The sequence below is a fragment of the Arsenicicoccus sp. UBA2120 genome, from assembly GCF_002330965.1.
Classification (GTDB): domain Bacteria; phylum Actinomycetota; class Actinomycetes; order Actinomycetales; family Dermatophilaceae; genus Arsenicicoccus; species Arsenicicoccus bolidensis.
Genome location: NZ_DCYC01000008.1, coordinates 1 through 12,844, shown reverse-complemented (window position 1 = coordinate 12,844; position 12,844 = coordinate 1). Strand labels below are relative to the sequence as shown.

Here is a 12,844-nt window from a genome sequence, read left to right as displayed (position 1 = left end):
CCGATTTAGCCCTCGCGCGGGGCCTCGTCGAGCCACCAGCCGTCGACCAGGCCAGGCTCGCGCCCCGGCTCGATGAACCACTCCTGCCCGAAGCCGGCGGTGTAGATCTCGATCGGCATCGCGAGGAACATCTCGATGTCGGTCGCCTGGCTGCGGTGGCAGGCCAGCGCCGCCCGCTTGGTCTCGATCAGGTCGGACACGTCGACGCGCCAGTGGATCTCGGCCTCGGGCGTCCCGAAGGGGTTGCCGTCGTCCATCGGCGCGTCCGGGTCCCAGTCCATCGGCAGGCCCGCGTCCTTGGCCGCCTGGAACTGCCGCCGCATGTGGTCGCGGTTCATCGTGGACTCGAGCAGCCGGGGGCGTCGCTGCGCCAGCTCGGCCGCGCGGTGCGCGACCTGGTGCACCCGCACGTGGTCCGGGTGGCCGTAGCCCCCGTGCCAGTCGTAGGCGACGAGCACGTCGGCGTCCTCCTCGTCGAGGATCGAGGCCAGGCGGCCCGCCGCCTCGTCCAGGTCCGCGGAGGCGAACGCGTCGGCCGCGGAGTTCTGCTCCCACCCGCTCATGCCGGAGTCCGCGTAGCCGAGCCACGCCACCCGCGCGGTGCCCGTGACCTGCGCGGACGCCTCCGCCTCACGCCGGCGGTAGGCGACGACGGTGTCCCCCTCGGCCAGGTCCTGGGGCACCTCGCCGTGGTCGCCGTTGGTGCCGTAGACGACGACCACCCGGTGCCCCTGGGCCGAGGCCCGGGCCATGGATCCGGAGGTCTGGGATGCCTCGTCGTCGGGGTGGGCATGCAGGAAAACGACGGTCGCCATACGGTCAGTGTGGCAGGACCGCCGACGACCAGGTGCACGCGAGCGACGGAGGAGCAGGTATGACGACCGACATCCCGACCCACACCCTCAACGACGGCACGGTGCTGCCGCAGATCGGCTTCGGCACCTATCCGCTGCGGGGCGTCGAGGGGGTCGAGGCGATCACCAGCGCGCTGCAGACCGGCTACCGGCTGATCGACAGCGCCGTCAACTACGAGAACGAGCACGAGGTCGGCGAGGCGCTCGTCCGCTCCGAGATCCCGCGGTCCGAGGTCCTGCTCACCACCAAGATCCCCGGTCGCTTCCACGAGCACCAGCTGGCCGTGCAGTCGGTCGAGGACTCGCTGCGCCGGCTCGGCACCGACTACCTCGACCTCGTGCTGATCCACTGGCCCAACCCCTCCGTCGACAGGTACGTCGAGGCGTGGCAGGCGCTGGTCGACGTGCAGGAGCGTGGGCTGGTGCGCTCGATCGGGGTCAGCAACTTCACCGAGGCCCACCTCGAGCGGGTCATCGAGCGCACCGGGATCACGCCGGCCGTCAACCAGATCGAGCTCCACCCGGCGTTCCCGCAGGTCGAGATGCGTGCCGTCAACGAGCGCCTGGGGATCCGCACCGAGTCGTGGAGCCCCCTGGGTCGCGCCAAGCAGGACGGCCCGGTCGGCTCGGCGGCGGTCCTGTCGGCGGCCGAGGCGCACGGCGTGGAGCCCGCCCAGGTGGTCCTGCGCTGGCACGTGCAGCTCGGTTCGATCCCGCTGCCCAAGTCGGCGTCCCCGGAGCGGCAGCGCAGCAACCTCGGCGTGTTCGGCTTCGAGCTGAGCGAGGACGAGATGGCGGCGATCACGGCTCTCGGTCGGCCCGACGGGCGGCTCTTCGGCGCGGACCCGGACACCCACGAGGAGATGTGACCAGCTGCGCACCTCGCGCAAACGACGGGTGGGATCGACCACCCATGACGGTGGCGGATCCCACCCGATGATCGACGAACCACGACCAAGGAGCACGGCATGCCGACCACCCTCCACGACTTCACCGCGACCACCCTGACCGGCGAGGAACGACCGCTCGCGGACTACGCGGGTCAAGCGGTCCTCGTCGTCAACACCGCCAGCAAGTGCGGGCTCACCCCTCAGCTCGAGGGCCTGCAGAAGCTTCACGAGGAGTACGCGGACCAGGGCCTGGCCATCCTCGGGTTCCCCTGCGACCAGTTCGCGCACCAGGAGCCCGGGACCGCCGAGGAGATCGGTGAGTTCTGCACGCGGAACTACGGCGTCGCGTTCCCGATGTTCGACAAGGTCGAGGTCAACGGGTCCGGGGCCCACCCGCTCTGGGCCTGGTTGCGCAGCGAGAAGGGCGGCGTCCTCGGCGGCGCCATCAAATGGAACTTCACCAAGTTCCTCGTCGACCCGCAGGGCCGCGTCGTCAAGCGCTACGCCCCGACGACGTCGCCCGATGACCTGCGCGCCGACATCGCCCAGGTGCTTCCCGGCGACTGAGCCAGGGGCCGGATGGGCTCAGACGCGCGAGAGGCGCCGACCCCGTGCGGGGTGGGCGCCTCTCGTCATACGGCCGGCTCGCGAGGTCAGGCCTGCTTGATCGCGGAGACCTCGAGCTCGAGCTGGATCTTGTCGGAGACGAGCACGCCGCCGGTCTCGAGCGCGGCGTTGAAGGTGATGCCGAACTCGCTGCGGACGATGGTCGTGGAGCCCTCGAAGCCGATGCGCTGGTTGCCGTAGGGGTCGGTGGCCGCGCCGTTGAACTCGAAGTCGATGGTGACCGGCTTGGTGACGTCCTTGATGGTCAGGTCGCCGGTGACGCGCAGGGTGTCGGCGTCCGCGGCCTCGACGGCGGTGGAGCGGAAGGTCAGGGTGGGGAACGTCTCGACCTCGAAGAAGTCGCCGGTCTTGAGGTGACCGTCGCGGTCGGCGTTGCGGGTGTCGACGCTGGCGACCTGCGCGGTCAGCTCGATCTGGGCGCCCTGCAGGTCGGGGCCGGTGGTCGCGGTGCCCTCGAACTCGGAGAAGGTGCCGCGCACCTTGGTCACCATCGCGTGGCGGGCGACGAAGCCGAGCTGGCTGTGGGCGGGGTCGATGACGTAGGTGCCGTCGAGCTGCTGGAGCGTGGTCATGAGTTCTCCTCAATAGGTCCTGGTGGCTATTTGTTGAACTTTCAACTACCACCATACGCCGATCATTCCCGAAGTCAAGGAGGTCGGGGAGGGGCGGCTCAGACGCGGCGCCGCAGCACCAGTGGCAGGACGAGCCACAGACCGACGACCACGAGACCCACGCCGGCGCCGGCGATCCAGCCGCCCGTCGACCCCGTCACCACCCACACGATCAGCGCCGCCGCCAGCACCAGCGTGATCGCCAGCGTCACGAACCCCGCCCGCGCCAGCTGGTCGGACACCTCGACGACCTGCTGCTTCACGCCCCGGCGAAAGAGCACGCGGTGGATGATCACCGGCGTCATGAGCAGCACGATCGACACGAGCGCGGCGACCAGGACGACGAGATAGAGGTTCTCCTGCGCCTCCCCCAGCGTCGAGAACCGTTGCTGGAACGGCAGGGTGATCAAGAAGCCGGCCAGCACCTGGATCCCCGTCTGCGTGACGCGCAGCTCCTGGAGCAGCTCGTTCCAGTTGCGGTCCATCCGCTCCGCGTGCGTCTCGTCGCGTTCCTGGTCGATCGGATCCATCGGGCCTCCAGCTCGTCGTCACCTGCCACCAGAGACATACCGTGGAGGCATGACCGGCACACCCTGGATCACCTCGACGGACGCATCGGGCCTGGCGGTCCACACCTGGGACGGCGACGCCCCGTCCGGATCACCACGCCTGGTCCTCCTGCACGGGCTCACCGACAGCGGCCCCGCGTGGGAGGACGCCGCGAGACGGTGGGGGTCGGCATGCCAGGTCATCGCCCCGGATGCCCTGGGGCACGGGCGATCTCGACGGTTCACCCCCGAGGAGCTCGCCTCTCCCGACCCGATGCAGAGCGCGTATGACGCCCTCCGGGCCCTCGTCGCCCGCCTCGTCGACGAGGACGCGACGCCGGTGCTGGTCGCCGGTCACTCGATGGGTGGAGGCCTGGCCGCAGCGCTGGCCGCGCGGATGCCCGACGCGGTGCTGGCCGCCGTCCTGGAGGACCCGGTGTGGTTCGCCGGCGGGCCGGAGGTGGGGACCCCGCGGTCCCGCAAGGCCGCCCAGGACCGCGTCGCCGAGGCACGTCGTGCGCGCTCGGACCTGGACGCGCTGGTGGCGGAGGGCCGGACCCGCAACCCGAGCTGGCCGCAGTCCGAGCTGCGACCGTGGGCCCAGGCCAAGGCCGACGGCGACGACGACTTCCTCGCCGTGGGTCGGGCCGTCCTCGACGAGCCGTGGGAGCAGATCGCCGCGGCCCTGCAGGTGCCCACGCTCGTCGTGACCGGCACCGAGTCGGTGATCATCGACCAGACCGTGCGGGCCGCGATCGAGGAGGTCGGCAACCCCCGCATCGAGGTGGCGGTGATCGACGGGGCCGACCACTGCGTGCGTCGCTCCCGGGGCGATGCCTTCCACGCCGTCGTCGACCCGTGGCTGGCCTCGCACGTCTGACCCGCCGCCGGTAAAGGCATCAGCCTGGCGAACGACGGCCGGTCGATGCCTTCGCCGCCGGTAGGTTTGGGCAGGTGAGCGACGGAGGAGACGGGGCGGCGTCAAACGAGGGGGCGGCGGGCGAGGCGGTCGGCGAGGTGGGCGGTGGGGCGTCATACGGCATCGACCCGGACGACCTGGCGACCACCCTCCGCGTCCTCGCGCAGCTGCCCGGGCTCCCCGCCGGCCACCCCGACATCGAGACCGTCAAGCGCGCGACCAGCACCATGCGCAACCGGATCCGCAAGGCCCGCCGCGCCGACGCGCGTCGCGAGGTCCGCGGGCCGCTGCTCGAGCACGACCGGCGGGTCCTCGCCGCCACCGGCACCGGCAGCCCGTTGCGCATCGACGACGAGACGCGCGGGATCCCCCTCGTCTCGCCCACCCCCGGCGCGGTCGCCGGCGAGCTGCACACACCGCGCGGCTGCTACATCTGCCACGACACCTACACGACCGTCGACGCCTTCTATCACTGGCTGTGCCCGCGCTGCGCCGCCGCCTCCCACGAGCGTCGTGACCAGCGCACCGACCTGCGCGGCCGCCGGGCGCTCCTCACCGGTGGGCGCGCCAAGATCGGCATGTACATCGCTCTCCGCCTCCTGCGCGACGGCGCCGACCTCACGATCACGACGCGCTTCCCGCGGGACGCGGCGCGCAGGTTCGCCGCGCTGGCGGACGCCGACGAGTGGCTCGACCGGCTCACGATCATCGGCATCGACCTGCGCGACCCCACCCAGGTCGTCGGTCTCGCGGACGAGGTCGCGAGCGCCGGGCCGCTGGACATCCTGATCAACAACGCCGCGCAGACCGTCCGCCGCTCCCCCGGCGCCTACTCGCACCTCGTCGACGGGGAGTCGCTCCCGCTGGCCGGCGCCGCCCTGCGCCCGAGGATGGTGACCTTCGAGCGGGTCAGCGAGGCTCATCCGTCGGCCCTGGCCGGGACCTTGCGCACGTATGCCGCCCAGCACCTGCCCGACGGGGCCGGCGCCTCCCCCGAGGCCACCCCCGACGTGCTCGCCGCGCGCACGGCCGCCGAGATGACCGGGCTCGCCCTCACCGCGGGCCACGCCTCTCTCGACGCGCACCGCGCCGGCACGGCCGTGGACGCGAGTGGGCTCCTGCCCGACCTGCAGCGCACCAACTCCTGGACGCACACGGTCGACGAGGTGGACCCGCTGGAGCTGCTCGAGGTGCAGCTGTGCAACGCGACGGCGCCGTTCGTCCTGGTCAGCCGGCTGCGCCCGGCGATGCGGGCGGCGGTGGAGGCCGGCGCGCGGCGGGCCTACGTCGTCAACGTGTCGGCGATGGAGGGGCAGTTCTCGCGCCGCTACAAGGGGCCGGGGCACCCGCACACCAACATGGCCAAGGCTGCGCTCAACATGCTCACGCGCACCTCGGCCGGGGAGATGTTCGAGACCGACCGGATCCTGATGACGGCCGTCGACACCGGCTGGATCACCGACGAGCGCCCCCACGACGACAAGCTCCGCATCGCCGCCGAGGGCTGGCACGCCCCGCTCGACCTGGTGGACGGCGCCGCCCGCGTCTACGACCCGATCGTGCGCGGCGAGGCCGGCGAGGACCTGCACGGCGTCTTCCTCAAGGACTACGAGCCACACCCCTGGTGAGCGGCACTCGCACCGACGGGCACTTGACTACCCATCGATGTGCAGCATAATTCCCATATGACGACCTCCGAGAGCTCCACCCGTCCCCCCTTCCACCTCGCGATCCCGGTGCACGACATCGAGGCGGCGCGCTCGTTCTACGGCGAGGTCCTCGGGTTCCCCCGGGGCCGGTCGGACGTGCGATGGACCGACTGGAACGTCGAGGGCCACCAGGTGGTCACCCACCAGGTCGACGACCACACCAACGCCGTCGCCGGCACCAACCCCGTGGACGGGCACGACGTGCCGGTCCCGCACTTCGGGCTCGTGCTCTCGGTCGATCGCTTCCAGGAGCTGGCCGACCGACTCACCGCGGTCGGCGCCGACTTCGTCATCGACCCCTACGTGCGCTTCGAGGGCGAGCCGGGTGAGCAGTGGACGATGTTCTTCCTCGACCCGTCGGGAAACGCCCTGGAGTTCAAGGCGTTCCGCGACCTCGACCAGCTCTTCGCGGTGTGAGCGAGACCACCACGCCCGGCGTCGACAAGACCGCGGCCGGGGTCGACGAGACCGGCGCCGGCACCCTGGACGACCAGTTCCTGACGGACGTCGGCACGCGCCTGCGCCGCCTGCGCACCGACCGCGGCTGGACGGTGCAGCACCTGGCCGACCGCGCCGGGATCAGCCGTCGCCTGCTCACCCAGATCGAGCGGGGCCAGGCCAACCCGAGCCTCGTCACCATGACCCGGCTCGCTCGGCAGGTCGGCACCGACTTCCGGGCGCTGCTCGACCAGGACGGCACCGACACCCCCGTCACGGTCGGCGGTCCGGCCGAGCGGCGGCTCGTGTGGTCGACGCCGGCGGGGAGCACCGGTGAGCTGCTGCAGTCGGTGACCGGCGACCGCACCGTCGACCTGTGGCGCTGGCGGCTGGCCACCGGCGACTCCTACCAGTGCCAGCCCGACCCGGCCGGGTCCGCCGAGCTGTTCCACGTCCTCGAGGGCGAGCTCACGCTGAGCGTTGGCGCGGACCGGTGGCGCGTCCCGGCGGGTGGATCGGCGCGGCTGGCGAGCGACCGCCGCTACGCCTACGAGAACCAGGGTTCCGAGCCCGTGACCTTCGTCCGGACGGTCTACCTGTCCCGATAGCCGGCCGTGCCGAGCCGGGCGCGACCCGCGCTCGCCCGGCAGCTCGTGCGGCAGCTCGCGCGTGGTGCGCGTCACAGCCGGTCGTCGCGCCGTGCGTGCCGCCCTCCGCAGCGCCCCGCTCCGCACCTGCACCCGCCTGCGCTGGCTCGTAGAGTGACGGGTGGACATCGCACTCACCGCGAAGAAGGGGTCACGCATGAGCCACACCGCCCGCCTAGAGCTCGACGGCACGTCATACGACCTGCCTGTCGTGGAGGGCTCCGAGCACGAGCTCGGCATCGACATCAGCAAGCTCCGCTCCGAGACCGGGTTCATCACCCTGGACGACGGCTACGGCAACACCGGCTCGTGCAAGTCCGCCATCACCTACATCGACGGCGAGCAGGGGATCCTGCGCTACCGCGGCATCCCGATCGAGGAGCTCGCCGAGAAGTCCAGCTTCATCGAGGCCGCCTGGCTCGTGATCTTCGGCAAGCTGCCGACGCAGGCCGACCGCGACCGGTTCGCGGGGATGCTGACCGAGCACTCCATGCTCGACGAGAACATGAAGAAGCACTTCGACGGCTACCCCACCAACGCGCACCCCATGGCGATCCTGTCGGCCATGATCAACACCCTCTCGGCGCACGACCCCGAGGTGTGGGAGGCCGACGACGACGCGGGCATCGAGCGGGCCGCCGCCGTCCTCATGTCCAAGGTCCGCACCATCGCGGCCGCGGCCTACAAGTCCAGCGTGGGCGAGCCGATCGTCTACCCCCGCTACGACCTGCGCTACGGCGAGAACTTCCTGCACATGATGTTCTCCAAGCCCTACAAGGACTACGAGCCGACCCCGGCGGTGTCGCGGGCGCTCAACCTGTTCCTGCTGCTGCACGCCGACCACGAGCAGAACTGCTCCACCTCCACGGTCCGCATGGTCGCGTCCTCCGAGGCCAACATGTTCGCCTCCTGCTCGGCGGGCGTCTGCGCTCTGTGGGGTCCGCTGCACGGTGGCGCCAACGTCGCGGTGATCGACATGCTGCAGCAGATCAAGGACCAGGAGATCCCGGTCTCGGAGTACGTCAAGAAGGTCAAGAACAAGGAAGACGGCGTGAAGCTCATGGGCTTCGGGCACCGCGTCTACCGCAACTTCGACCCCCGCTCCAAGATCCTGCGCGCCGCGGCCGACGACATGCTCAAGGAGCTGCAGATCGAGGACCCGCTGCTCGACATCGCGGGCGAGCTGGCCGATGCGGCCCTGTCCGACGACTACTTCGTGGAGCGCAAGCTCTACCCCAACGTCGACTTCTACAGCGGCATCATCCTGCGCGCGATGGGCCTGCCGACCAACATGTTCACGGTGATGTTCGCGATCGGTCGCATGCCCGGCTGGATCGCCAACTGGAAGGAGATCCACGACGACCCCAAGGGTCGGATCTACCGTCCGCGCCAGATCTACACCGGCCCCACCGACCAGCACTGGATCCCGCGCGACCAGCGCAGCTGACCCCTCACCCGAGCCACGCCGGCCCCCACCTGATCGAGGTGGGGGCCGTCGCGTTGTGGGGCAAGTTCGCGGTCCCGATGCACCTTGGGCGCACCAGGGACCCCACCACGGGACAAAATCGCGGTCCGGCCGCACCTCGCGCACACCTGGGCCGCACCCACCAGGCCGTATGACGCCCGCGCCCACCCGGTCGCGACGTCAGCGCGCGGCGGCGGGGGCGAGGTCGTCGCGGACCGGCTCCAGGGCTCGTGTCGTCAGGTCGTGGACGATCCCGATCGCGAGGATCGCGGCCACGACGCCGAGAGCGTTGCCGATCACGCCGAGGACGAGGCACCGCTCGTAGAGATCGATCGCCCGGTCCAGGTCCCCCGCGCCGACCAGGTCCTCGACGGCGTAGGCGCGCCAGGCGGCATACCGACCGAGAACCACGCTGAGCACGAAGGAGATCCACCACACCCACAGTGGGGAGCGCAGCCGACGACGGCCGGGCACCCCGAGGCCCCGGTCGAGCTCGCGCATCGCGAGTGCGGGCAGGACCAGGTTGAGCATGGGGACGAACCACACCCAGGCGTGCCACCCCGGTCGGAGCCGGCCGCCGGCGCGCTCCAGCCGTGGGCTCGACGCGAGCTGTCCCTGCCAGTCGATCCAGCAGACCCCGGCCGCCAGGAACACGAGGGCGTAGACGACCATGGTGCCGACCGACCACTGGTCCAGGGAGACGAGCTGACGCTGGTAGGTCGCGTCGTCCGTGGCGGTGTCGTAGAAGGCCTCGACCGTGCTCATCCCCACCTGGAGCAGCAGCGCGTCCAGCAGACCGACCACGCCGACGAGGACGCAGACGGCGATCCCGAGGCGCCTGAAGCCGCGTCCGAGGCCGGGCCGCACGCTCACCCGACGGCCCCTCCCGTGGTCCCCGGGGTCCCCGGCGTCCCCGGGTCGTCCTGCACGTGCGTGTCGGGGCTGGTCCAGGGCGTGTCGGCGGGCCGGGTCGCGCGCTCGGTGAGGTTGCGGACCACCAGGATCGCGAGGATCGCCGACACGGCGCCGAGGATGGTGCCCACCAGGTCCATCGTCACGGACGACGACATCAGCGACACCGCGTCCCCCACCTGACCGGCCTCCAGACGCGTGTCGGCCATGGAGCTCGTCGCCGTCGCGATGCGGCTGACGACGAGGCCGAGCAGCCAGAGCACCCACCACGCCACCAGGGGCGGGCGCCGATCTCGCGCGGAGAAGTGCCCGAGCCCGCGGTCGAGGTCCCTGACGTTCTGGAAGGGGAACCACAGGTTCGCGACGGGGATGAACCACGACCCGACGTGCCAGCCCGGCGACCGCCGCACCGCGCGACGGTCGACCCTCGCGCTCGAGGCGAGCCGGTGCTGCCAGACCAGCCAGCAGATGCCGGTGGCGAGCAGGAGCAGCAGATAGGGGACGAGCAGCTGGAGGGTGAGGCGGTCCGCGGCGTCGAGGTCGGAGTCGAGCCCTTCGCGGCCGGAACCGACCTCGCCGAGGAGTCGCAGCATCCGGATGCCCCCGGCGAGCTGGGCGAGCTCGAGGAGTCCCACGAGCCCGATCAGCACGGTCAGCGCCGTGCCGAGCGTCCGGAAGCTCCGGTCGAGGGGCGGTCCCGAGGGTGGTGCGGCGAACCAGCCCTGCGGCTGGTGGGCGGAGCTCTGCTGCATGGCGCCGGGCTCGTGGCCGGGCGACGTCGGTGTCGACATGAGCACAGTGTCCGCCGTGGACACGCACGGTGAGGAACGTTCGGGTTTGCCCCCCTCTTTCCTCACCCATTCGGGCGTATGACGACCTCCGATCCAGGCCGCTGGCAGGGGGAGGACCAGGCCCCCTCTAGTCGAGGAGACCGCGGATGTCGTCAGCCGTGACCGCGCCGGACATCGCGTCGCCGTCGTCCACGACCTGGGCGAACAGCTCGCGCTTGCGCTGCTGCAGCGCCACGACCTTGTCCTCGATCGTGTCCTCGGAGACCAGGCGATAGACGTTGACGTGCTTGTCCTGCCCGATGCGGTGGGTGCGGTCGATGGCCTGGGTCTCGGCGGCGGGGTTCCACCAGGGGTCGAGGACGTAGACGTAGTCCGCCTCGGTGAGGGTGAGCCCGAAGCCGCCGGCCTTGAGCGAGATCAGGAACGCCGGCTGCGTGCCCGTGCGGAAGTCCTCGATGCGCTCGGCGCGGTTGCGGGTGCGTCCGTCCAGGTAGCTGTAGTCGATGCCCTCACGGTCCAGCCGCTCGCGCACCAGCCGCAGGTAGCCGGTGAACTGGCTGAACACCAGCGCCCGGTGGCCCTCGGCGGCGAGCTCGCCGAGGTGCTGGACGAGCAGGTCGATCTTGGCGCTCTCGCCGGCGCCGGCGTGGGACCCGTCGACGAGGGCGGGGTGCAGCGCGAGCTGGCGCATGGCGGTCAGCGCCCGCAGGATCGCGATGCGGTGCTTGCTGAAGTCCTCGTCGAGCAGCCCCAGCAGGCGTTGCCGCTCGCGCTGCAGGTGCCGGTCGTAGATGGTGCGGTGCCGCGGGTGCAGCGGCACCGTCACGACCTGCTCCTGCTTGGGCGGCAGCTCGCGCGCGACCTGCTCCTTGGTCCGGCGCATCATCAGCGGGCGGATGCGGCGACGCAGCGTCGTGAGGAGCTCGGCGCCCTCGCCGGCCTCGATCGGCTTGACGTAGGTGTCGCGGAACTCGACGGGCCTCGGATAGAGCCCCGGCGCGGCCACGGACAGCAGCGACCACAGGTCCATGAGGGAGTTCTCGAGCGGGGTGCCGGTGATGGCGAGCTTCATCCCCGCGTCGAGGCGGCGCACCACCTGGTAGGTCTTGGCCTGGTGGTTCTTGACGAACTGCGCCTCGTCGAGGACGAGCCCGCCCCACCGCCGCGACAGATAGGCGTCCTCGTCGAGCCGGACCAGCGCGTATGACGTGACGACGACGTCCGCGCCCTCGATCACCGTCTCGAGCGTGGCACCGCTCTTGCGCAACGTGCTCATAACGGTGGTCACCCGCAGGTCGGGGGTGAACCGGGCGGCCTCGGAGGCCCAGGTGCCGACGACGCTGGTGGGCGCCACGATGAGCAGCGGGTCCGCCAGGTCGCCGCGCTCCTTGGCGCGCAGCACCATCGCGAGGGTCTGCAGGGTCTTGCCGAGGCCCATGTCGTCGGCGAGGATCCCGCCGAGCCGGGCCTCCCACAGCAGCGACAGCCACTGGAAGCCGTCGAGCTGGTAGGGCCGCAGGGTGGCCTGCAGGCCCTCGGGCACGGGGCGGTCGCCGGAGGCGAGCCCCAGCAGGGCGTCGACGGTCTGCTGCCAGCGGCTGCTCTGGCGCTCGACGACCCCGAGCTCGACCAGCTCGTCCCAGAGCCCCGCGTGCAGGGCGTTGACCCGGAGCGGTCCGTCGGGCTCGTCCTGCAGGTCGGCCGCCTCGCGCAGGATCGCCGCGAGCGCGATCAGACGCTCGTCGTCGAGCCGCAGCCAGGTGCCCGAGGGCAGCACCAGCACCTCCTGGCCGGTGGTCAGCGCCACGATGAGCTCGCGCAGCGGCACGTCCTGCTCGTCGACGGTCACCGACACGTCGAGGTCGAACCAGTCGGTGCTCCTGCTGCCGTGACCGCCCGCGGAGGTGGCGGATCGGGTGAGGGAGTCGGCCTCCGGGGAGTCCGGGCCGCCACCGCCAGCCGCACCACCGCCGGTCGCACCACCGCCGGTCGCACCACCGCCGGTCGCACCGTCGCCGTCGTCCGCGTCGTCGAGACCGAGGGACACGACCGGCGCCGATGTGGCCTCGACGTAGTCCGGCAGCTCCGAGGCCTGCTCGACGACGACGTCCGGGTCGCCGCGCAGGGTGGGCAGGACGTCGGCCAGGGCGATGGTCTGAGCAGGCTGCAGGGTGGCGCCGTGGGCGTGGGTCCAGTCGGTGCCGATCGGCAGGGCACCCGCCAGGAGGGGTCGCAGCACGTCGTCGAGCCGCCCCACGACGATCGCCTCGGCCTCGTGGTCGCGCAGCCGCTCGGCCGCTCGGGCCGCCGGGTCGCGCGGTGACCAGCGCTGGGAGTGGCGGGGCCCCCCCGGGGCCCCCCCCCGCGGGGGGGGGGGGGCCCCCCCCGCCCCCCCGGGGGGGGGGGGGGGGGGTCCCCCCCCCCCCCCCCGCC

At 71.7% G+C, this 12,844-nt stretch carries 13 protein-coding genes; 7 read left to right on the top strand and 6 right to left on the bottom strand.

The genetic code is table 11. The annotated features are described in order from the left end of the window. Positions 1-5: 5 nt before the first annotated feature. The gene (locus tag B2P18_RS00500) at positions 6-815 is read right to left on the bottom strand and encodes a PIG-L deacetylase family protein (protein ID WP_286955334.1); all 810 of its coding nucleotides are present in this window, start codon (positions 813-815) and stop codon (positions 6-8) included. Between the two features lie 59 nt (positions 816-874). Here B2P18_RS00500 and B2P18_RS00495 point away from each other — a divergent pair, with 59 nt between their 5' ends. Together B2P18_RS00495 and B2P18_RS00490 are read left to right on the top strand one after the other, a co-directional pair. Then, on the top strand, positions 875-1,723 hold the full coding sequence (locus tag B2P18_RS00495) for an aldo/keto reductase (RefSeq protein ID WP_286955333.1): 849 nt from the start codon (positions 875-877) through the stop codon (positions 1,721-1,723). A gap of 99 nt (positions 1,724-1,822) precedes the next feature. Beyond that, positions 1,823-2,311 (top strand): glutathione peroxidase, encoded by a 489-nt coding sequence (locus B2P18_RS00490; RefSeq protein WP_029211152.1) that lies wholly within the window; start codon positions 1,823-1,825, stop codon positions 2,309-2,311. An 86-nt stretch (positions 2,312-2,397) separates the two neighbouring features. On the opposite strand, the gene B2P18_RS00485 is transcribed toward B2P18_RS00490, so the two are convergent. Both B2P18_RS00485 and B2P18_RS00480 read right to left on the bottom strand, forming a co-directional pair. Continuing rightward, a complete protein-coding gene (locus B2P18_RS00485) occupies positions 2,398-2,943 on the bottom strand; it encodes a YceI family protein (protein WP_029211151.1) in 546 nt (181 codons plus the stop codon). A gap of 98 nt (positions 2,944-3,041) precedes the next feature. After that, entirely contained in the window at positions 3,042-3,512 is a 471-nt protein-coding gene (locus B2P18_RS00480) for a DUF6328 family protein (protein WP_239264471.1), read from the bottom strand. 49 nt (positions 3,513-3,561) lie between these two features. On the opposite strand from B2P18_RS00480, the gene B2P18_RS00475 reads away from it, so the two are divergent. From B2P18_RS00475 to B2P18_RS00455, 5 genes are all read left to right on the top strand, one after another. Next, positions 3,562-4,410 (top strand): alpha/beta fold hydrolase, encoded by an 849-nt coding sequence (locus B2P18_RS00475; protein ID WP_239264469.1) that lies wholly within the window; start codon positions 3,562-3,564, stop codon positions 4,408-4,410. Between the two features lie 74 nt (positions 4,411-4,484). Next, positions 4,485-6,077, top strand: coding sequence for an SDR family NAD(P)-dependent oxidoreductase (locus B2P18_RS00470; RefSeq protein WP_376783747.1), 1,593 nt, complete (start codon positions 4,485-4,487; stop codon positions 6,075-6,077). Positions 6,078-6,134: 57 nt separating this feature from the next. Continuing rightward, complete coding sequence (locus B2P18_RS00465) at positions 6,135-6,575, top strand: VOC family protein (protein WP_286955329.1); 441 nt, start codon at positions 6,135-6,137, stop codon at positions 6,573-6,575. After that, positions 6,572-7,204 (top strand): helix-turn-helix domain-containing protein, encoded by a 633-nt coding sequence (locus tag B2P18_RS00460; RefSeq protein ID WP_286955327.1) that lies wholly within the window; start codon positions 6,572-6,574, stop codon positions 7,202-7,204. The genes B2P18_RS00465 and B2P18_RS00460 overlap by 4 nt, the downstream gene beginning before the upstream one ends. 196 nt (positions 7,205-7,400) lie before the next feature. Continuing rightward, positions 7,401-8,690, top strand: a complete 1,290-nt coding sequence (locus B2P18_RS00455; RefSeq protein ID WP_286955326.1) for a citrate synthase — start codon at positions 7,401-7,403, stop codon at positions 8,688-8,690. A gap of 198 nt (positions 8,691-8,888) precedes the next feature. Here B2P18_RS00455 and B2P18_RS00450 read toward each other — a convergent pair whose 3' ends face one another. The 3 genes from B2P18_RS00450 to B2P18_RS00440 form a co-directional block, all read right to left on the bottom strand. Next, a complete protein-coding gene (locus B2P18_RS00450) occupies positions 8,889-9,581 on the bottom strand; it encodes a DUF4328 domain-containing protein (RefSeq protein ID WP_239264461.1) in 693 nt (230 codons plus the stop codon). Then, positions 9,578-10,411: a DUF4328 domain-containing protein gene (locus B2P18_RS00445; protein WP_286955323.1), complete on the bottom strand. Its 834-nt coding sequence runs from the start codon at positions 10,409-10,411 to the stop codon at positions 9,578-9,580. The genes B2P18_RS00450 and B2P18_RS00445 overlap by 4 nt, the downstream gene beginning before the upstream one ends. A gap of 127 nt (positions 10,412-10,538) precedes the next feature. Continuing rightward, positions 10,539-12,668, bottom strand: a complete 2,130-nt coding sequence (locus B2P18_RS00440) for a DEAD/DEAH box helicase (RefSeq protein ID WP_286955321.1) — start codon at positions 12,666-12,668, stop codon at positions 10,539-10,541. Positions 12,669-12,844 lie beyond the last annotated feature (176 nt).